Origin of the sequence: Thalassotalea sp. LPB0316 (assembly GCF_014898095.1) — a bacterium.
Lineage (GTDB): Bacteria > Pseudomonadota > Gammaproteobacteria > Enterobacterales > Alteromonadaceae > Thalassotalea_G.
Map to the genome: position 1 here is coordinate 558,974 of NZ_CP062946.1, position 19,141 is coordinate 578,114.

Genomic DNA, 19,141 nt, shown 5'->3' on the forward strand with positions numbered 1-19,141 from the left:
TTATCGTTAAGGAAGGCTCGTGAGCTCTGACCGTAAAGATACCAAACCTGTAGTTCATATCCCAGTAAAAAACGTCAATATTCATCCGGCTAAACACGGCCCCGCGGAAAAATATCAACCGCGTGATCAAATTTATGTTCGCAAAGTTGAAGGTTTTTTCCAGAAGCTAAGACAGCGAATGAATTTCTTCTTCATGGCAATGTTCGCTTTATTGCCATGGCTTCAGTTTAATGGTCACCAAGCTATTCTATTCGATATTGGTGAACAGCGCTTTAATATTTTTGGCCTAACGCTCTGGCCACAAGATTTAACCCTGTTCGCATGGCTGCTAATGTTTAGCGCCTTTTTATTATTTTTCGTCACCACGTTTTTAGGTCGCGTATGGTGTGGCTATTTATGCCCACAAACGGTTTGGACTTTTATTTTTATCTGGTTTGAAGAAAAAATTGAAGGCACTGCCAACCAACGCAAAAAGCTCGATGAACAGCCCATGAGTAAAAATAAATTTACCAAAAAAGCACTCAAGCATTTTTGTTGGCTCGTTGTCGCCCTGCTAACCTCGCTAACTTTTGCCGGTTACTTCACCCCCATCGATGAGTTATTTATCGATTTCTTTACCTTTAACGCCTCGGTTACCGTAGTCGTGGTGGTGATATTTTTCACCTTTTGCACTTATGGCAATGCCGGTTGGATGCGTGAAATTATGTGTTTACACATGTGTCCGTATGCTCGCTTCCAATCAGCGATGTTCGACAAAGACACACTCACGGTTACCTATGATTTTAATCGCGGTGAAAATCGCGGTGCTCGCGGCCGAAAACAAGATCCTAAAGCACTAGGTTTAGGCGACTGCATTGACTGCAACCTGTGTGTCCAAGTTTGCCCAACGGGCATTGATATTCGCAATGGCTTGCAATACGAATGTATCAACTGTGGCTCTTGTGTTGATGCTTGTGACGGCGTTATGGATAGAATGAATTACCCAAGAGGCTTAATTCGCTATACCACTGAACACGAGTTAGAAGGCAAAACCGTTCATTTAATCCGACCCAAGCTGATCGGTTATGCCGTTATCTTGGTGATCTTTGCATCACTGATGACATACGCCATTGCAACCCGTGTTCCGGTGGGCTTTGATATCATAAGAGATAGAACTGAGCTAGCGCGAGAAAATTTTGACGGTGAAATAGAAAACGTTTACACCCTAAAAATTCTCAACAAATCGCAAACAGATAATACTTATCAATTATCCGTCAAAGGCATAGATAATGCGCGCTGGATTGGCGAGCAAGAAGTCACGATAAAAGCGGCCAGTGTTTATACCTTGCCAATCAGTATTGCCGCCGATCCTTACGATCTTGATGGTTACATGACAGATATAACATTTGTCATTAGGCAAATTAACAGCGAAGATGACGTTTATCTTGAACACGACAGTCGATTCTTTAATAAACGTTAATGGCAGTATTTAATTTCAGCTCGCTCTCGCCAGATGTCATGCTTGATGCAATTGAGCAATTAGGCATCTTTGTTGAGAGCGGTCTATTACCCCTAAACAGTTACGAAAACCGCGTCTATCAATTCCACGATGAAGATAAAATAAAGTACGTTACCAAGTTTTATCGTCCACAGCGTTGGTCAATTGAACAAATTCAAGAGGAGCATGACTTTGCTTTAGAGCTAGAAGCTCAAGAACTGCCAATAGTTGCCCCCTTGGTTATCGACGGCCAAAGCTTGTTTGAACATCAAGGCTATCACTTTGCCCTGTATCCTTGTCGTGGTGGTCGCATTTTTGAAGTCGACAATCTCGATCAACTCGAATGGATGGGGCGATTTATCGGCCGTATTCACGCAATTTCACAAAAATCAGCGTTTGTTCATCGGCCAGCGTTTAATAGCCAAGAATTTTTACTCGATGCTCAGCAAACCATTTTAACATCTGAGTTTGTCCCCTTAAGCCTGAAAACCGCTTTTGAAACCATATTAGCGCAAGTAATTGAATTAGCATCAGCGCAATTTAAACCGAGTAATTTCATTCGCTTACACGGTGACTGCCACGCGGGTAATATTTTGTGGACAGACGATGGACCTCACTTTGTTGATCTAGACGATTGCCGCATGGGACCTGCAATTCAAGACCTTTGGATGATGCTTTCAGGCGACCGACAACAACAATTGTTACAATTAGATACGCTACTTTGTGGCTATGAAGAGTTTAATTCGTTTGATAACTCACAACTTGCCTTGATAGAATCATTGCGTACAATGCGAGTTGTTAATTATATGGCTTGGTTGTGTAAACGATGGCAAGATCCAGCGTTTCCGCGTAACTTCCCTTGGTTTAATACCGAGAAGTACTGGGAGCAGCAAATACTCATGCTAAAAGAGCAAATGTCTGCCTTACAACAACCGCCACTCAGTTTATTGCCGTAAGGCAACAAGAAGGAAAGCAGTGAATATGAAAAAAATTATCGGTTTATTTTTATTAATCGCCATGCCATTTTTGGCTAATGCCGCGCAATATGAAGAAGGCAAACACTACACAGTTGTTAGTGATAAAGCATCGAAAAAACCAGAATTACGTGAGTTTTTCTCTTTTTACTGCCCACACTGTTTTAGCTTTGAACCGTTTATGGCGGATATCAAAAAGCAATTGCCAGCTGACGTAGCGTTTGAGCGCAACCACGTAGACTTTCTTCGTATGGCGCCTGAAGACATTCAATTTATGTTAACCAAAGGTCTAGTCGTTGCACAACAATTAGACATGGAAGAAAAGCTAGTTGGCGCAATGTTTAACTACGTTCAAGTACAACGTGCAGCGTTTTCTTCAGAAAAAGACTTGCGTAACTTATTCGTGTTAAACGGTGTTGACGGTGAACAGTTCGATAAACTAATGAAAAGCTTCAACGTTAACTCACAAGCTAAAAAGATGAAAAAGACCCAAGATTACTATGGTAAGCGTGGCGCGATTAAAGGTGTGCCAGCGGTTATTGTTAACGGTAAATACCTAATTAACATGCAAGAATTAGATCGCAACGACTTAAAAGGCGACTACAACAAGCTAGTAAAGCACCTACTTTCTTTAGGTTAATATAACAAACACATTTAAGTGGATAACAAAGGGCTCAGCGTTGCATTGCGTTGAGCCCTTTTTCTTTTAATGGCTATCACCGGTGTTCTTGTTGATATAACCAAACGCCAAGTATCAAGGCAAGCAGGAATAAACCACCAGCAACGGCTAAATGCGCACCACTACTTAGCTTGACGCCAGCCCCAACCAAACTAAACACAAGCATTTGTGGAATAAACCCCAATGCACTGCCGGCAACAAAAGGGGTCAGCTTTATTCGGCAACTGCCCGCGATAACATTCGTTAAAAAATTACTGCCGACGGGCAATAGTCGAATAATTAATGCCTTAGTAAATTCATTAACTGATAAAAACTGATAGATAGCTTGCTGCTGCTTAGCAAACTTTTTGGTGACAACATTGGCAAAGAGAGTTCTAGCGAGTATCGCGGTAAAAAAGCAAGCTGTTGTCGCAGCAACTAATCCAACCAACATACCATGCCATTGCCCGAGAATATAACCGCAAGCAATGGCGGCAAACTGCCTTGGCAAACCAAGGGTCAACGCCAAGCTGAAGAATGTAAATAAACTTAATACTTGCAGCCAGTACTGTGCCGGTAGCCAGGTTGTTATCCACTGAGCAATACTCTCTTGGCTTAACCAAAGTTGGCTAGGTATGAATGCCAACGCTAATAGTAAAATGGCAACAGCACTAGTCACTATTATTGATTTATTCACACCAGCCTCGACGTTTACCCCCTTGATAAGGTCTTGCAAGATTGTTGGCAATTAACTGTGACGCCAAACTTTGGCCATCAATATAAACATCAGCCAAAATTCTAAAATACTTGCCTCGTTCGATATTGCGCAGTTCAACTTGTTGGCTATTGAGCAATAATGCTTGAGTAAATAATTTCGCCCGTTGGGCTAAAGCTTTTTCACTCGCACATTTCCCCCTGATCTCAGGCGTATCAACTTGCTTTACTCTAATCGGTGCACTTTGACCAACCAATGCAGGCCAATGGTCAATATCGACCCTAAACGTATCTCCGTCGTAAACTGAGACTACGCGTGAAATCACTACACTGCCAAAGGTTGCCTGTGCCAGAGACAAGCTAGGAAAAACACTTAACAATACGACCAGATAAAACAAAACTCGAGCCATAAACTACTCTACTGCGACGACATAACCGCTCTATTGTCGATATTTGTTAGTTATTGATCAACTAAGCTTTGTAACAATTTGGTTTTAGCACTTAAAAACTCGGCATCATCAATAAAGCCTTGCTGATGTAACTTGGCAAGTTTCTCAAGTGCATCAATAATTTTGGTGTCTTGAACATCACTCAGCTTTTCGAGCTGGTCATTAAGCTTTTGTTCTTGAGGTGGAGAGGTATCAGTAGAGGTTTGTTGCTTGGATACTGGCTGCTCGGCAATATCCTCTTTATCTGTTTTGTTAAATGGTAGTTGCTGGTTACTTTGCCCCGATTGAGGTATTTGGGTTGCGGGCTTTAAGCAGCTTTTATCAGGGACTATTTCTTTTTTACGCTCAGGTGTCGCTTGAGGGTTTATCAGGGTCGACAGTTGCCATTGGAAATCAATGAGTAGTGCTAAGCTCGGTTTAAAATGCAGCCTTGTATAGCGCTGATCACCAATTCTAAAATACGGGCAAATCAAATACTTTTTGCCCTGTTTATCGGTTAAGCAAAGTTGTACTTGCCTAACTCGCTTGCCATACATCTTTAGGTGATATTCACGGTTAAAAGCACCTTTTACCTCTGTTTCAGTCTCATTGCTAAAAGGGTTTGCTTGACGATCAACCAAATTAACCCGCTGCTGATTTAGCAACAACTCACTCGAGGCGATATCTTGTGATGCAAGTGTTAAAGCAATAGTTTCTTGATGGCGGTTGTATAAACTTATTTCACCATCAATAATGCTCACTTTGCCATACTGTTGTCGAATTTTACGCTTGGCGTGTTCTTCAATCAGCTTTTCTCGATTAAGCCAAATAATTAAACTGATCAAAATTGCAAACGTTAAGTACAAAAATAATCCATTGCGATGAGTCTCAACATCGCCAATACTGACTTCGCTCTGTTGTGCTCCTTGAGCTAATTGGTAATTAACGACTGTTAACAGGCGCTCAGATTTGGCATATAAGGCCATAATAGGCTCAGCAACTTTGATCAAATGACTATTACGAGGAATAGTTACATTGTCTAACAAGCTGCTATTGGCCAATTTTGCTTGTTGTTCAACAAATGAGACATGTGATAGCTGATTATTATCGTTGCGGGTCGTTAAGTATGTAGGCGATGTATCGAGTTGATTAGTAGAGAAGTAATGTAGACCTGAGAACAGTTGCTTGTCCTTAATGAAAAACTGATATTCCGGCTTGATCGCCAGCATATTTTCACCAAGGCCAACGGATGAAACGACAGGATGCCCCTGATGATAATGGTGTAATAAAAAGTCGTTGTGACTATTTTTTTGCCAAACTAAAGCTTTTGGTTGCTCAATGTTATGTAACACAAGCTCATCTATAAGGTTACTTTGCTGTTTATAAGGATTGTTAATCGGTACGGTATATTGTTTTAAGCCAAAAGGTGTCGGATTAATACGTAACAAGCTACCACTATACAAGGGTGAAGTAGCGCTTTTTGAAGCACTCAGCAAGACATGCAATAACCCAAAGTTATCTTGCCAAGGTTTGATATGTGGATTAAAGCTCAACTGCTCAACGCCAAAGTCTCTATTACTGCTGGCAATGCGAAAGAGCTCTCGCTTAGAGTTTACCGCAACTGCTTGGCTATGTGCCAAGTAAACCCACTCGGTAACGACAACATCATAAATATTTTTGTCAGACTGCTGAGCTAATCGCACAGCCCCACTTTGGCGTTCAAATGGTATGCGCTGGGCGGTGTAAAAAGTAGTATGCCCAGCCTGGCCATCAGTTGAAAAGCTCGGGTGAAGCGCCACCGCAAGTAAGTCTACCGACTCAACGGCTAACGCTTGTTGTAAATTCAAAATGGGCTGATGGTGAACAACCAGTTCACTGCTTTCTTCGACGCCAAGCAGGTAAATTTCACCGGTTTGAGTAAAAGCAAAAAATCGCTCTTGTTGAGGGACTTTTATTAGTTGTTTAGTATTGATAGTGCTTAAATATTCAGGCAATTTTACTTGCCAAGTTATCGCTTGGGCGGGGTAATTAGTCAGCAATAAAACACTGCATAGAAGCGTATAGTAAATACGCCAACTTAACCATACTGTGTTTCCTTGATTGCCCATAATTAGCCAGTTATTCCTTGTTCAAGACAATATTTATTATTTCCTTAATCCCAGTATGCAAAAATTATTTACATAGCTCAATAATACCAATTGAAATAAATAGTCAAACAAACAACCTAACTTTTTAAAACAACCGTTTGTTTTGCTTCAATAAACTGGGTTTTTTGCTGATCCTTTTGATAACTCAATTTACCTTCAACCACCACTTGGCTGCCCTCTTGTGCATTATTGGCAATATATTGCGCCTGCTTACCCCATACGTGTACTAGGCGTGTCATTTCAAACTCTTGCTTTTTGCCAGATACCGGTGAGTAAACTTGATGTTTTATTGCCAAAGAAAGCTCTGCTAGTTGCTTATCGCTTGCTGTTGTCAATAATTTTATCGGTGCGTTGATTTCACCACTTAACTGCACCAAATTGATCGATTGCGCGTAGCCTTTGGCAAAGTGTTGCGCAAAATTGGCATGAATGATCTGGCGTTGTGACTTAGCGCTATCTAGCATATATCCGTGGATCAACATAACATCGCCTTTATCGGCATATAACAGCGCCTCTTCCACGATATCGCCAATCACCTTGATGGTGTGAAAGTCTGTCCACTCTTTAAATTGGTTGCTGGTTTTATCAAACCACCGGCTATGCGTCGCCAAGGTAATTTCAGCAATCGCTAACACAGGGTTACTTGAATACCTCACTTCGGGTTTCGCAACTAAGTTACCTAACAGCGTAACCTTGCATAAGTGATGATTGCCAAGAGAAGTTGTCATTATTTAAATTCTTTACCGGATCATTAACTTAGCTACTTTACGTAATCGTTTGGCTAGATGCAATCTAACGATATTGTTATCGCAAAATACCGACCACTTAGCCCAAGTTAGTTTGAATGGCTAACGACAATCTTTTATAACTAAATTATCAACAAAGGATGCCCTATGAAAAAAATAACAATACTCGCTGCTTTAAGTAGTTTAATGGTAAGTCAATTTGCTTTTTCAAGCACCGTCGTTACAGCTAAACATTTACTCGATGTTGAAACTGGTAAAACGCTAAAAAATCACTTTATCGTGATCGATAATGGCAAGATCACCGATATTACTAACAAACAGCACAACCTTCCTGCTGATGCTGAAATAATCGATCTCGGTGATAAATACTTACTGCCTGGTCTTATGGATATGCACACCCATGTAGTACAGCACCTAGAAAAAGACTTTTATGCTGGCCTCTTCCAATCACCTCATCGCGCGCTGATCGGCGGCGTGGTTAACGCAGAAAAAACACTAATGGCTGGTTTTACCACAATTCGCAATGTCGGCGCCGCCGACTATCAAGATGTTGCGTTGCGCAATGCAATTAACGCGGGTGAAATTCCGGGCCCTCGTATGGCGGTTTCTGGCCCTTCAATCGGTATTACGGGTGGTCACTGTGACAATAACGCCCTAAATCACAGCTTTGAACAAAAATCAGATGGTGTTGCCGACGGCCCTTGGTCGGTGCGAGAGAAAGTGCGTTTGAACGTAAAATACGGTGTAGATCTCATCAAATTCTGCGCAACTGGCGGCGTTTTTTCAAAAGGCACGAAAGTTGGTCAACGCCAATACACCTTTGAAGAGATGAAAGCGATTGTCGACGAAGCCCATACTCATGGCCGTACCGTGGCTGCGCATGCTCATGGCACCGAAGGTATCAAATTTGCCATCAAGGCGGGCGTAGATTCTATAGAGCACGCCAGCTTTTTAGATGAAGAAACTATCGCTTTAGCAAAAAAACACGGTACCTATTTATCGATGGATATCTACAACACCGAATACACCCTTGCTGAAGGAGAGAAAAACGGAGTACCACAAGAAAATATCGATAAAGAGCGCCAAGTAGGCAGTATTCAACGTCAAAGTTTTAGCAATGCGGTAAATGCTAACGCAAAAATGGTTTTGGGCTCAGATGCCGGTATTTATCCCCATGGCGATAATGCCAAGCAATTTGCTCGCATGGTAAAATTTGGTATGACACCCTTGCAAGCGATTCAAGCAGCAACAATTGAGTCAGCTAAGTTACTTAACTGGCAAGATAATCTCGGTAGCCTTAAAACAGGAAAATATGCCGACATTATCGCAGTTGATGCGAATCCGCTTGAAAATATAGCGACGTTAGAGCGGGTGAGTTTTGTGATGAAAAATGGCGAAATATACAAACAATAGCTCGAAATAGCGCGGTAATTGAGCAGTTGAACAATTACCGCTAGTAAACGCGGGCGCTTTTGTCTAGAATCTCGCCTGTAGCTGTGCTTCCGTGGTGAAATGGATATCACGTGGACCTCCGGAGTCTAAATTACAGGTTCGATTCCTGTCGGAAGCGCCAGTTCTACTTCCTTTTATTCAGGCGTACTTTCACTGTGTCCTGAAACAGAGTAGCTTGTCTCAACGCCATTGCCATTTAGCGCTGGAGGCTTACTTTGTTTAATAACATTTTTGGCCTCTGAAATTAGCGAATTGTTACCGTTTAGCAGGTCTGACAAACTACCATTTTCTCGATCAACTAACCCTAACTCTTTAAGCATGGCGTCCACTACTGGCGCATTTGCTCGGTAATTTAACGCTGCAGACGTAACTTGCTCAGCAATCCCACCATTACTTACTGAAGCTCCCTCACCAGAGTTTGATAGGCTATTGCTCGCACCATAGCCTTGTAAAATCTTAATACCTTCAATATTTTCTAGTGGTTTAACAGCATTAGCAACAATTTCTGGTAATGCCGTCAATATAGCTAACGACTTCTGCAACTCGATTTGTTCGTCTCTAAGCGTATTTTCTGCTTCATATAGCGCTTGCTTACCTGCAGCTTCTACAGCATATACTTTCTCATCTGCTTCAGCCTTCAGCTTCTTGGCATCCGCATCAGCTTTTGCTTCAGTTAGAATTGCAGTGGCCTTATCTTCAGCAGCTTGCTTTTCCGCTTCAGCTTGAACAGTAACACCTACAGCATCTCGCTCCGCTTCCTTTTTAGCATCAATCACTTCTATTTCTTTACGACGATTCGCTTCGGCGACATGCTTAGCAGTAACAACAGCTTCTTCTTTTTCAACTTTTTCCTTTTCTGCTTCTGCAGCTTTAGCTCGAGCAGCAGACTCTTCTTCAGATTTTTCAGCAACTGCTATTTGCTTTTCTTGTTCAGCAACTTCAATATCTCTTTGTTGCTGAATTCTTGCTTCTTCAAGCGCTTTTTTCTTGGCTATTTCTCGCGTTTCTATATCTTTCGATTTTTCAATTTCAGCAGATTCAATTGCACGCTGTTTAGCAATTTCTGCTTCGCGCTCTTCTTTTTCTTTCATTTCACGTGTTTTTGCAATTTCTGCTTTTTGCTCTGCCCGTTTAAATTCAAGAATTTGCGTCTGCGCTAATCTTGCTTCCTCTTCTTCTTTCTTAATTTCAAGTGCTTGGCGTTCAGCTTCTAAATTACGACGTTCAATTAGAATACGATTATCTTGTTCTATATCGTTAGTTTCTTTGCGCTTTTCCTCAATAATTTTTGCCAAACGAGCTCGACCTTCGGCATCAAACGCATTATTGTCATTGAAAAACTGTAAATCGGTTTGATCAAAGCCGGTTAGTGATACTGATTCAAGTTCGAGACCGTTTTTTTCAAGATCGTTAGCTACGTTTTGCTGTACTTTTTGTACGAAGTCTGCGCGTTGTTCATGCATTTCTGTCATTGACATTTCTGCCGCAACCGCACGTAGAACGTCAACAAATTTCGATTCCATTAACTTTTTAAGCTCGTCAACTCGCGTTGTTCTTGTACCTAATGTTTGAGCTGCCATTGAAATACCTTCTTGATGTGGAGCAACTCGCAGATAAAAGTCGGCTTTAACGTCAACACGCATACGATCTTTTGTTATCAAAGCATCCTTTTGTGTTTTTTCTACTTCGATGCGCAGGGTATTCATATTGACTGGAATAGTTTCATGAAGCACTGGCAAACAAATGGCGCCGCCATCCTTCACTACTTTCTCTCCACCTAAGCCCGTTCGAACAAAAGCGATTTCTTTAGTCGCCCTGACGTAAAGTTTGGCAAAGATTAAGCCAATGGTAAAAAACGCGAAAACAACGACACCAGCCATAATTAAAATGAACTGGGTATTTGAGCCATCCATATTGATCTCATTCATATTATTTTTTCCTTAGTACTACAGTTTATTTAAATGGAATTGCTAACCAATGATTCTCAGTCTTTTCGACCAAGATGATTTGCTCTCCCTGATTAAAAATTTGACCATCCAATTCCGGTGCCACCAGAACATAATGCTTTTGGTTGAAGCTATCTTGAACAACGGCTTCTGCTGGATTATTTTTCGATGCTTTACCTAAAGTAACAGTGCCAATTAAGCCATTTAAGCTATCAACAGATACCGCACTCGATTCATTCTTTGGCATTAGCCTAGCTAATGGTTTAGCTAACCATTTTGTTAAAAATATAGAGGAGGCAGAAGCAAGTACAAAAGCTAACCATTTCGGTAGCACTTCGTCAGAAAATTGAATAGAAAAATAATTTAGCGAAAGGCCAGCAATACTAAAGGAAGTTAGAATCACGATCAGCCAAACTAGCACGGGTAATTTATTGATACACAACCAGCTCAATAGTTTTGACAATCCTGTCTGAGATATATCAGCATCAAGGTTAATGTCTATCGGTAGAAGGTCGTCAAAAAGATTGACTAAGCTAATCCCTAGTAAAATACCCAAGCCCTCTAATAAGCCAATGACGGCAACTATTACTAATGCGACAGTATATAAGGTATTAAAATCTAAGAATAAAAAATCTAACATTTGTCTACATCCTTGCAACTACATGATTGGTATCCTTACCCATTAGACATAATATGTCAAGCAAAGCTTGCCTAAAGAAGCTTTCGTTAAATATACTTGCACTAGACACATATACTTATAGTTGTTTGTACTGATGACTTTCCGAAGTAGATCGAGACGACAAAAGCCATACCAAATCAAGAAAACCACTATTCGCGATGATTTTATCGATAAGCAAATCTTAGCGATCCACAAGGCCATGGCGAAGAAAGTATTGGCTAAACCTGAATTAATTGAACAAGTCAAAGCTACGCTAGAGCAAAAACGCGAAGACGGCCGCATGGGATATGGTGCTTATTTAACCTGGTTTAGTTTGCTCGATATTGCCCCAAACGATCCCGATGCCTTTTATCAAGGCGTGATCGAGTACGACAAGCGAATGCGAAAATTGCGCAGAAACACGCCTTTTGTAAACATTTTAACGGAAGATGAACGACAAAAAGCGATTGAGCTTGATGCCACAGGATCGCTCGATGATTACAACTTTATGTTGTAACTCAACATTTAAGCTTGCGTTTGCCATTTTGGGCTATATACTGACAATAAATACACCACTGTACGAAACAACAGGTTAATATGCGCGAGTTAACAAAGAGACAAAGTGAGATCTTTGAGTTGATCAAAGAGTCGATAAACGCCACCGGTATGCCGCCAACGCGCGCGGAAATCGCTGAACACTTTGGTTTTAGATCAGCTAATGCAGCAGAAGAGCACTTAAAAGCGCTCGCCAAAAAGGGCTACATCGAAATGTTACCTGGCACGTCCCGCGGTATTCGATTAGCTGACGAGTTCATTGAAGAAGAAGGATTACCATTAATTGGCCGAGTCGCCGCTGGTGAACCAATTTTAGCGCAAGCGCACGTTGAAGATACCTACAAAATTGATGGGAATTTATTTCACCCAAGTGCAGATTACCTACTTCGTGTTAATGGTGAAAGCATGAAAGACATAGGTATTCTCGATGGTGATTTACTCGCCGTTCATACCACTCAAGATGTAAAAAATGGTCAAGTCATTGTTGCTCGGGTAGAAGACGACGTAACCGTCAAACGCTTTAAACGCGAAGGAAATATTGTCTACTTACACGCTGAAAATGAAGACTTTGCCCCAATTAAAGTCGACTTAGCTCACCAAGCATTTCACATTGAAGGGTTAGCAGTTGGTGTAGTTAGAAACGCCGACTGGATGTAACAAGCTTAAATTAACACTACATAATAAATATAATGCAACAAGCCAACCACAGTGTTGGCTTTTTTGTATCTTAATTGCCTTTTAACCCACCAAAACACGACTAAATATTAAACACCTCACAAAACCCACATTAGAGTAGTTACTCCACTGAAATTATTAAACTTTTTTTAATCCTTTCGAAAAAAAACGCTAGACCTTGATTAAAAATTAAGTAATTCTAGATTAGAAAACACCCAAAAATTAATCGTTATTACAACTATAAGATCGACGCAATCGCGCTAACAATTCTATTGCGTCACCCAGAAAATAATAAATAAGCAGAACTTAGCAACAGTGATCTGTGTTTTACGCTTCAAACTGAGGGCTGTTTCTTGCTTTAAAAAAAGAGGGAGGGATGTCGAGTGAAAAGACGTAACCTGGGTTGGCTGTTGTTGGGAAGCATACTTTCCAGTTCAGCTTGGGCAGATAGCCAATTAAACCTTACCAAAGGTGTAACGGCCGTCAGTCAAGAAGTATACGACCTACATATGTTCGTTATGTATATATGTACGGCAATAGGTATCATCGTATTTGGTGCGATGTTCTGGTCGATGTTCTTTCATCGAAAATCTAAAGGCGTCAAGCCAGCAACCTTTCACGAAAGTACCAAAATTGAAATTCTTTGGACGGCAATACCCATTGTTATATTGGTTGCCATGGCCATTCCGGCAACCTCTACCTTAATTAAAATGGAAGATAACTCAAATTCAGATATCACCATTCAAATTACTGGTTCGCAATGGAAATGGCACTACAAATACTTTGACCAAGACATTGAGTTTTTCTCTGTATTAACGACACCAAGAGACCAGTTTGACAACCGTGTTGGCAACGCGCCAAAAAGTGAAAACTATTTGTTGGAAGTTGATAATCACCTCGTTATTCCCGTTAATAAAAAAGTGAGATTTTTGATCACCTCAGACGATGTTATTCACTCGTGGTGGGTGCCTGCGTTTGCCGTCAAGCAAGACGCCAACCCGGGCTTTATCAATGAAGCGTGGACAATCGTCGATGAACCGGGCATATACCGCGGCCAATGTGCTGAGCTGTGTGGTAAAGATCACGGCTATATGCCCGTTGTTGTTGAAGTGAAAACCGAAGAGGGTTATGCCCAGTGGCTTAAAGATCAAAAAACATTAATTGCTGAACGCAAAGCTGCTGAACAAGCCTCTTTGAGCGCATCACTATCAATGGATGAGTTAATGAGCTTAGGTGAAACCACCTACACTGCCCACTGTGCGGCATGTCACCAACCTAATGGTGAAGGTTTACCACCGGCTTTCCCTGCGCTTAAAGGTAGCGCAGTAGCAACGACCGGCGCTGTTGATAACCATATTGATGTTGTCGTTAACGGTATTGCTGGCACAGGTATGCAAGGTTATGGCAAACAGTTAAGTGCAAAAGAAATTGCTGCTGTTGTTACTTATGAGCGAAATGCTTGGGGTAATAACACGGGCGATGCTGTACAAGCAGCTGACGTTGCCAAAATTAAAGGTGGCGCGGGAGCAAGTGGTACTGTTGATAACATGACAGACGCAGCATCACAAGCTGCGGCACAAGTTGTCGAAGAAGCGGCCCCAGCAGAAGATTTAACTAAACAATATTCTATGGATGAAATGATGGCGATGGGTGAGCAGGTGTACAACAGCGCTTGTATTGCTTGTCATCAGCCAGGCGGTGTTGGTATGCCACCAGCATTTCCATCATTAATTAAGAGCCCGTACATCACAGGTGATGTTAATGCACATATCGACATGGTTGTGAAAGGCAGCACGAAGAATCCAGCAATGCAAGGTTTCCTAGGTGTATTAACTAAAACCCAAATCGCAGCGGTAGTGACTTTTGAGCGAAATGCTTGGGGTAACGACAGCGGTGATTTAGTGCAACCAGCAGATGTTGATGCTGTAAGTGGCAAATAAGGAGTTCGAATAATGACAACAGAAGCAATTCATGATTCGCACGACAATCACGACGGCGAACATCACGACCACAAAATGACGGGCTTAAAGCGTTGGTTATTTACCACGAACCACAAAGACATCGGGTCAATGTACCTATGGTTCTCGTTTATTATGTTTTTAACAGGCGGAGCGATGGCGATGGTCATTCGCGCCGAGCTGTTCCAACCGGGTTTACAAATTGTCGACCCTGACTTTTTCAACCAAATGACGACCGTTCATGGCTTGATCATGGTATTCGGTGCCATTATGCCCGCCTTCACAGGCTTGGCTAACTGGATGATCCCGATGATGGTTGGTGCGCCAGATATGGCACTGCCACGCTTGAACAACTGGAGTTTTTGGATACTGCCATTTGCGTTTAGCATTTTATTGGCATCTTTCTTTATGGAAGGCGGCGCCCCTAACTTCGGTTGGACCTTCTATGCGCCACTATCCACCACCTACAGTAATGGTAGTACCGCGTTCTTCGTGTTTGCCGTCCATATTATGGGTATCTCATCGATTATGGGCGCGATTAATATCGTTGTCACTATTATGAACATGCGTGCACCGGGTATGACCTACATGAAAATGCCATTATTTGTTTGGACATTTTTCATCACCGCATACTTATTGATCGCTGTTATGCCGGTATTGGCGGGTACCGTGACTATGGTATTAACTGATACCTATTTTGGCACTAGCTTCTTTGACGCTGCAGGCGGTGGTGATCCGGTGCTATTCCAGCATATTTTCTGGTTCTTTGGTCACCCTGAAGTTTACATCATGATTTTGCCTGCCTTTGGTATTGTCTCAACAACCATTCCAGCGTTTTCTCGTAAGAAGCTATTTGGTTACAGCTCAATGGTATATGCAACTGCGTCAATCGCGTTCTTGTCATTTATCGTTTGGGCGCACCATATGTTCACGACCGGGATGCCATTGTTTGGCGAGTTGTTCTTCATGTACTGCACCATGTTAATCGCCGTGCCAACTGGTGTTAAGGTCTTTAACTGGGTAGCTACCATGTGGCGCGGTGCCATTAGCTTTGAAGTGCCGATGTTATTCTCAATTGCCTTTGTGATCTTATTCACTATCGGCGGTTTCTCAGGCTTGATGTTGGCGTTAACACCCGTTGATTTCCAATATCACGATACCTACTTTGTGGTCGCTCACTTCCATTATGTGTTAGTAACTGGCGCCCTGTTCTCAATTTACGCAGGTGCTTATTACTGGTTGCCAAAATGGACGGGATTCATGTTCGACGAAACCTTAGCCAAGGCACATTTTTGGTGCTCACTGATCTCAGTGAACGTCCTGTTCTTCCCAATGCACTTCTTAGGATTAGCGGGTATGCCTCGCCGGATCCCTGATTACGCGCTGCAATTTGCCGACTTCAACAAGTGGGTAAGTATCGGTGGTTTTGCCTTTGGTTTATCGCAATTGATATTCCTATGGGTGGTGATCAAGTGCATTAAAGGTGGTGAAAAAGCACCAGCTAAACCTTGGGATGGTGCCGAAGGATTAGAGTGGACAGTGCCAAGCCCTGCGCCATACCACACCTTTGAGAAACCACCGAAAATTGACTAGATGAGCCTAAGTGAGCTCAGTGGCGTTGGTTGCGAGTAAAGCCAACGTCACCATCAAGTTAAGAAAAAAGGTATTAAGGAGCATGTTATGACACAAACAACAGAGCAAAACATTCAAAAAACCGTGAAAAAACTCGTCTTAGTCGTGTTTGCCATGTTCGGTTTCGGTTTTGCTTTAGTGCCTTTGTATGACGTGTTTTGTGAAGTGACCGGATTAAACGGAAAGACCAGCAATGAGGCGGCAACGGCACTCGTCGATGGCGTTGATACTTCTCGCACCGTAAAAGTGCAGTTTATCAGTCGCACCGCGCAAGGTATCCCGTGGCAATTTAAGCCCATGACCAATGAAATTTCCGTTCATCCAGGCGAAATGAAATTAGTAAAATTTTACGCAAAAAATGAATCTGTTCGCGACATTATCGGCCAAGCAGTGCCGTCTGTGTCGCCAGGTATAGCAGCAGTTTATTTCCAAAAAATAGAATGCTTTTGTTTTAATCATCAGCCGTTAAAAGCACAAGAAGAAGTCGAAATGGCACTGCAGTTCTACGTTGATCCTGAGCTGCCTGATGACGTAAGCGAGCTAACGTTGTCGTATACCCTCTACGACATCACCGCGAAAGCAGATTCATAACCGATGCGTTAAAGGAGAATAGCAATGAGTTCAAAAGAATATGAAAGCTATTACGTGCCGGCACAGAGCCACTGGCCGATAATCGGTGCTGTAGCACTATTTTTAATAGCCATTGGCGCAGGAAAATATGTTTCTGTGCTTAAAACGGGCGAAGCAAGCTGGGGTGGTTACGTATTACTTGCCGGTATCGCCATGGTTATTTACATGGTCTGGGGTTGGTTTAGTAATGTGATCAGCGAATCGATGTCGGGCAAGTATTCACATCAAATGGACAATTCATTCAAACAAGGGATGAGTTGGTTTATTTTTTCAGAAGTGATGTTCTTTGCGGCATTTTTTGGCGCGTTATTTTACGCCCGCATGTTTTCAGTGCCTTGGTTAGGCGGTGAGCCCAATAATGAAATGACCTGGCAAGTACTCTGGCCTGAGTTTCAAGCGACGTGGCCACTGATAAAAACACCTGATGGCACTACCACAACAGCAATGGGCTGGTATGGCTTGCCATTAATTAACACCATTTTACTATTAACCTCATCGGTTACCGCCCATTTTGCCCATGTCGCGTTAGAGCAAAACAAGCGTTCACAGTTAAAAATGTGGATGTGGGCAACCGTTATTCTAGGTGTTGTGTTCTTATTCCTACAAGTCATGGAATATCAACACGCCTATTCTGACGAAATGAAGCTCTATTTAGACAGCGGTATTTACGGTAATACTTTCTTTATGTTAACAGGCTTTCACGGGATGCACGTAACCTTAGGTACGATTATGCTCATTGTCATGATGGTGCGTATTTACAAAGGTCACTTTACCCCTGAAAACCATTTTGCCTTTAAAGCCGCGAGCTGGTACTGGCACTTTGTTGACGTAGTCTGGGTATTTTTATTCGTTTTTGTTTACGTAATTTAAGGTAAATAAAAAAGGTGACGAGGGTAAGTCTCGTCACCTTTTTTTGTCGTTAAATTTTTAAAATGGACGAGGGTTTGGCGTAATAACACCCGTCGCAATTAACACTAAAAGTAAAATAACAATAGCGGCGGAAGTCGCCACTCGTCGGCCAATAAATTTAGACATTGATGGCTGATTTGGATCATTTCGATTCATAATCAACAGCGCTCTAAACAGGTTATAAGCCATAAAAAATAGAGCAGCTACAAGTAGTATTTTAAAGAGTAACAGCATGCGTTTTTTTCCACCTTTTTTGTTGTATCTCGCACGAGTTGCGGTTGTTTAGTATGGGAAAATTTTCCTATCAACACCTGGTGTTAACACTGTTTACCTTGCTAGTTTTTTCAGCATTAATCAAGTTGGGTTTGTGGCAACTCAACCGCGCACACGAAAAAGAGGCGCGTATCGAACAAATGGCTATTTGGCAACAACAAGGCGGTATTTCACTCGCTAGCGCCCTACAGGTTTTCAGTAAAACCCCTGAGATAGCCAACGATTTGTTAGTCAACGAGCGAGGGAGCTTTACTGACGACCCAATATTTTTACTCGACAATCAAGTCAGCAATGGCCAATTTGGCTACCGAGCACTGCAGGTTTTTGAGGTTGATCAGCAACATATTTTAGTTAACTTAGGCTGGCTTGCAGGTGATCGCAGCCGCCAAGTGATGCCAAGTGTCCAAGCCATAAGTGGCGAATATTCGCTCAGTGGCGCATTGCGCATAGTTGAGCCGGGTATAACGCTTAAGTCACTAGAATTAAAAGAGAATAATGGCACTGTTTTGATTCAACAAATCGAGTTGGAAAAAATTTCTCGTTTAATTAATAAACAGCTATTGCCCTTTGTCTTTTACTTAGATAAAAATGAAGACATAGGATATGAAAAAAATTGGCAACCTATCGTTATGCCACCAGAAAAACATCGCGGTTATGCGTTTCAGTGGTTTTCGTTAGCGATTGCATGGTTAGCCCTGATGGGTTTTGCCGCCAGAAAATATAAAAACAACAAGGCGTAGCAGTATGAATAATCCTGAAACTAAAAAAAATCGACGTAGTTTTATTCTTTTATTATTTGCGTTTATCTTACCGATTGTTTTAGCCAAACTCGCGCTTGAGCAACAGTGGTTTAATTACGGTGTCACCAATCAGGGTCAACTCGTTGAAGGCGAGCTCACCCTTGAAAATACCGGTATTAACCTGCCGAGTGTCGCAGAAAAACAATGGTTAATGCTCTATGTTATGCCGGATAACTGCCAAGACAAATGCGATCAAGTACTCAGCGGCGTTAATAATACCTATATCGCGCTTGGCAAAGAAATGCCACGTGTCACGCCTGTTGGTCTATTCCAGCAAGTGATCACGCCAAATTCGCTCACCAATATCCGCCAACAAGATTGGCAATTTATCAAACTCGCCGATACCACCAAGCAGCGATTACAACAAAACCATATCTATATTGTTGATCCGTTGGGCAATATTGTTGTGAGCCACGTTATCCCAGAAAATTCAGATGCCATTCCAGCATTTGGTAAAGCCGTTGTCGCAGATTTTAAAAAATTATTGAAGTATTCAAGGATTGGTTAAG

The 19,141-nt window shown here is 42.0% G+C and carries 19 protein-coding genes and 1 tRNA gene; 13 read left to right on the top strand and 7 right to left on the bottom strand.

What is annotated here, in order from left to right:
- Nucleotides 1–19 precede the first annotated feature (19 nt).
- From ccoG to LP316_RS02505, 3 genes are read left to right on the top strand one after another with little or no spacing between them, the layout of a single operon-like run.
- Nucleotides 20–1,459 carry a cytochrome c oxidase accessory protein CcoG gene (ccoG, locus tag LP316_RS02495; RefSeq protein WP_193022517.1) on the top strand — a complete coding sequence of 480 codons (1,440 nt, stop codon included), beginning with the start codon at nucleotides 20–22 and terminating at the stop codon, nucleotides 1,457–1,459.
- Nucleotides 1,459–2,433 carry a serine/threonine protein kinase gene (locus LP316_RS02500; RefSeq protein WP_193022518.1) on the top strand — a complete coding sequence of 325 codons (975 nt, stop codon included), beginning with the start codon at nucleotides 1,459–1,461 and terminating at the stop codon, nucleotides 2,431–2,433. The genes ccoG and LP316_RS02500 overlap by 1 nt, the downstream gene beginning before the upstream one ends.
- A 25-nt stretch (nucleotides 2,434–2,458) precedes the next feature.
- Nucleotides 2,459–3,091 (top strand): thiol:disulfide interchange protein DsbA/DsbL, encoded by a 633-nt coding sequence (locus LP316_RS02505; protein WP_193022519.1) that lies wholly within the window; start codon nucleotides 2,459–2,461, stop codon nucleotides 3,089–3,091.
- Between the two features lie 76 nt (nucleotides 3,092–3,167).
- On the opposite strand, the gene LP316_RS02510 is transcribed toward LP316_RS02505, so the two are convergent.
- The 4 genes from LP316_RS02510 to LP316_RS02525 all read right to left on the bottom strand — a co-directional run bounded on the left by LP316_RS02510 (nucleotide 3,168) and on the right by LP316_RS02525 (nucleotide 7,126).
- Entirely contained in the window at nucleotides 3,168–3,806 is a 639-nt protein-coding gene (locus LP316_RS02510; RefSeq protein ID WP_193022520.1) for a TVP38/TMEM64 family protein, read from the bottom strand.
- Nucleotides 3,799–4,233 (bottom strand): thermonuclease family protein, encoded by a 435-nt coding sequence (locus LP316_RS02515; protein WP_193022521.1) that lies wholly within the window; start codon nucleotides 4,231–4,233, stop codon nucleotides 3,799–3,801. Before LP316_RS02515 ends, LP316_RS02510 begins: the two co-directional genes overlap by 8 nt.
- A 50-nt stretch (nucleotides 4,234–4,283) precedes the next feature.
- Nucleotides 4,284–6,359 (bottom strand): SHOCT domain-containing protein, encoded by a 2,076-nt coding sequence (locus LP316_RS02520; protein ID WP_193022522.1) that lies wholly within the window; start codon nucleotides 6,357–6,359, stop codon nucleotides 4,284–4,286.
- A gap of 116 nt (nucleotides 6,360–6,475) precedes the next feature.
- Nucleotides 6,476–7,126, bottom strand: coding sequence for a single-stranded DNA-binding protein (locus LP316_RS02525; protein ID WP_193022523.1), 651 nt, complete (start codon nucleotides 7,124–7,126; stop codon nucleotides 6,476–6,478).
- A 165-nt stretch (nucleotides 7,127–7,291) separates the two neighbouring features.
- On the opposite strand from LP316_RS02525, the gene LP316_RS02530 reads away from it, so the two are divergent.
- Nucleotides 7,292–8,557, top strand: a complete 1,266-nt coding sequence (locus LP316_RS02530) for a metal-dependent hydrolase family protein (protein ID WP_193022524.1) — start codon at nucleotides 7,292–7,294, stop codon at nucleotides 8,555–8,557.
- An 85-nt stretch (nucleotides 8,558–8,642) separates the two neighbouring features.
- Nucleotides 8,643–8,717 (top strand) — tRNA-Arg (locus LP316_RS02535).
- Between the two features lie 13 nt (nucleotides 8,718–8,730).
- On the opposite strand, the gene LP316_RS02540 is transcribed toward LP316_RS02535, so the two are convergent.
- Entirely contained in the window at nucleotides 8,731–10,524 is a 1,794-nt protein-coding gene (locus LP316_RS02540) for a flotillin family protein (RefSeq protein WP_193022525.1), read from the bottom strand.
- 25 nt (nucleotides 10,525–10,549) lie between these two features.
- Nucleotides 10,550–11,182, bottom strand: a complete 633-nt coding sequence (locus LP316_RS02545) for a YqiJ family protein (protein ID WP_193022526.1) — start codon at nucleotides 11,180–11,182, stop codon at nucleotides 10,550–10,552.
- A gap of 133 nt (nucleotides 11,183–11,315) precedes the next feature.
- Between LP316_RS02545 and LP316_RS02550 the strand changes: the two genes are divergently transcribed.
- The 6 genes from LP316_RS02550 (at nucleotide 11,316) to LP316_RS02575 (ending at nucleotide 17,520) form a co-directional block, all read left to right on the top strand.
- The gene (locus LP316_RS02550; protein WP_193022527.1) at nucleotides 11,316–11,717 is read left to right on the top strand and encodes a hypothetical protein; all 402 of its coding nucleotides are present in this window, start codon (nucleotides 11,316–11,318) and stop codon (nucleotides 11,715–11,717) included.
- A gap of 80 nt (nucleotides 11,718–11,797) precedes the next feature.
- Nucleotides 11,798–12,412 (top strand): transcriptional repressor LexA, encoded by a 615-nt coding sequence (lexA, locus tag LP316_RS02555; RefSeq protein ID WP_193022528.1) that lies wholly within the window; start codon nucleotides 11,798–11,800, stop codon nucleotides 12,410–12,412.
- Nucleotides 12,413–12,813: 401 nt separating this feature from the next.
- Nucleotides 12,814–14,370, top strand: coding sequence for a cytochrome c oxidase subunit II (coxB, locus tag LP316_RS02560; protein WP_193022529.1), 1,557 nt, complete (start codon nucleotides 12,814–12,816; stop codon nucleotides 14,368–14,370).
- Nucleotides 14,371–14,382: 12 nt separating this feature from the next.
- Nucleotides 14,383–15,981 carry a cytochrome c oxidase subunit I gene (ctaD, locus tag LP316_RS02565; RefSeq protein WP_193022530.1) on the top strand — a complete coding sequence of 533 codons (1,599 nt, stop codon included), beginning with the start codon at nucleotides 14,383–14,385 and terminating at the stop codon, nucleotides 15,979–15,981.
- A gap of 87 nt (nucleotides 15,982–16,068) precedes the next feature.
- The gene (locus LP316_RS02570) at nucleotides 16,069–16,611 is read left to right on the top strand and encodes a cytochrome c oxidase assembly protein (protein WP_193022531.1); all 543 of its coding nucleotides are present in this window, start codon (nucleotides 16,069–16,071) and stop codon (nucleotides 16,609–16,611) included.
- Nucleotides 16,612–16,635: 24 nt separating this feature from the next.
- On the top strand, nucleotides 16,636–17,520 hold the full coding sequence (locus tag LP316_RS02575; protein ID WP_193022532.1) for a cytochrome c oxidase subunit 3: 885 nt from the start codon (nucleotides 16,636–16,638) through the stop codon (nucleotides 17,518–17,520).
- A 57-nt stretch (nucleotides 17,521–17,577) separates the two neighbouring features.
- Here the strand turns inward: LP316_RS02575 and LP316_RS02580 are convergent, their stop codons facing one another.
- On the bottom strand, nucleotides 17,578–17,793 hold the full coding sequence (locus LP316_RS02580; protein WP_193022533.1) for a DUF2909 domain-containing protein: 216 nt from the start codon (nucleotides 17,791–17,793) through the stop codon (nucleotides 17,578–17,580).
- 53 nt (nucleotides 17,794–17,846) lie between these two features.
- On the opposite strand from LP316_RS02580, the gene LP316_RS02585 reads away from it, so the two are divergent.
- Nucleotides 17,847–18,572 (top strand): SURF1 family protein, encoded by a 726-nt coding sequence (locus tag LP316_RS02585; RefSeq protein ID WP_193022534.1) that lies wholly within the window; start codon nucleotides 17,847–17,849, stop codon nucleotides 18,570–18,572.
- 4 nt (nucleotides 18,573–18,576) lie between these two features.
- A complete protein-coding gene (locus LP316_RS02590) occupies nucleotides 18,577–19,140 on the top strand; it encodes a hypothetical protein (RefSeq protein WP_193022535.1) in 564 nt (187 codons plus the stop codon).
- The last annotated feature ends 1 nt before the right edge of the window (nucleotide 19,141 follow it).

Bases quoted from the DNA above. Each gene is read 5' to 3' on its own strand.
- LP316_RS02500 (WP_193022518.1), top strand. From the start codon at position 1,459: ATGGCAGTATTTAATTTCAGCTCGCTCTCGCCAGATGTCATGCTTGAT.
- LP316_RS02505 (WP_193022519.1), top strand. From the start codon at position 2,459: ATGAAAAAAATTATCGGTTTATTTTTATTAATCGCCATGCCATTTTTG.
- LP316_RS02515 (WP_193022521.1), bottom strand. From the start codon at position 4,233: ATGGCTCGAGTTTTGTTTTATCTGGTCGTATTGTTAAGTGTTTTTCCT.
- LP316_RS02520 (WP_193022522.1), bottom strand. From the start codon at position 6,359: ATGGGCAATCAAGGAAACACAGTATGGTTAAGTTGGCGTATTTACTAT.
- LP316_RS02525 (WP_193022523.1), bottom strand. From the start codon at position 7,126: ATGACAACTTCTCTTGGCAATCATCACTTATGCAAGGTTACGCTGTTA.
- LP316_RS02530 (WP_193022524.1), top strand. From the start codon at position 7,292: ATGAAAAAAATAACAATACTCGCTGCTTTAAGTAGTTTAATGGTAAGT.
- LP316_RS02540 (WP_193022525.1), bottom strand. From the start codon at position 10,524: ATGAATGAGATCAATATGGATGGCTCAAATACCCAGTTCATTTTAATT.
- LP316_RS02545 (WP_193022526.1), bottom strand. From the start codon at position 11,182: ATGTTAGATTTTTTATTCTTAGATTTTAATACCTTATATACTGTCGCA.
- LP316_RS02550 (WP_193022527.1), top strand. From the start codon at position 11,316: ATGACTTTCCGAAGTAGATCGAGACGACAAAAGCCATACCAAATCAAG.
- lexA (WP_193022528.1), top strand. From the start codon at position 11,798: ATGCGCGAGTTAACAAAGAGACAAAGTGAGATCTTTGAGTTGATCAAA.
- ctaD (WP_193022530.1), top strand. From the start codon at position 14,383: ATGACAACAGAAGCAATTCATGATTCGCACGACAATCACGACGGCGAA.
- LP316_RS02570 (WP_193022531.1), top strand. From the start codon at position 16,069: ATGACACAAACAACAGAGCAAAACATTCAAAAAACCGTGAAAAAACTC.
- LP316_RS02575 (WP_193022532.1), top strand. From the start codon at position 16,636: ATGAGTTCAAAAGAATATGAAAGCTATTACGTGCCGGCACAGAGCCAC.
- LP316_RS02580 (WP_193022533.1), bottom strand. From the start codon at position 17,793: ATGCTGTTACTCTTTAAAATACTACTTGTAGCTGCTCTATTTTTTATG.
- LP316_RS02585 (WP_193022534.1), top strand. From the start codon at position 17,847: ATGGGAAAATTTTCCTATCAACACCTGGTGTTAACACTGTTTACCTTG.
- LP316_RS02590 (WP_193022535.1), top strand. From the start codon at position 18,577: ATGAATAATCCTGAAACTAAAAAAAATCGACGTAGTTTTATTCTTTTA.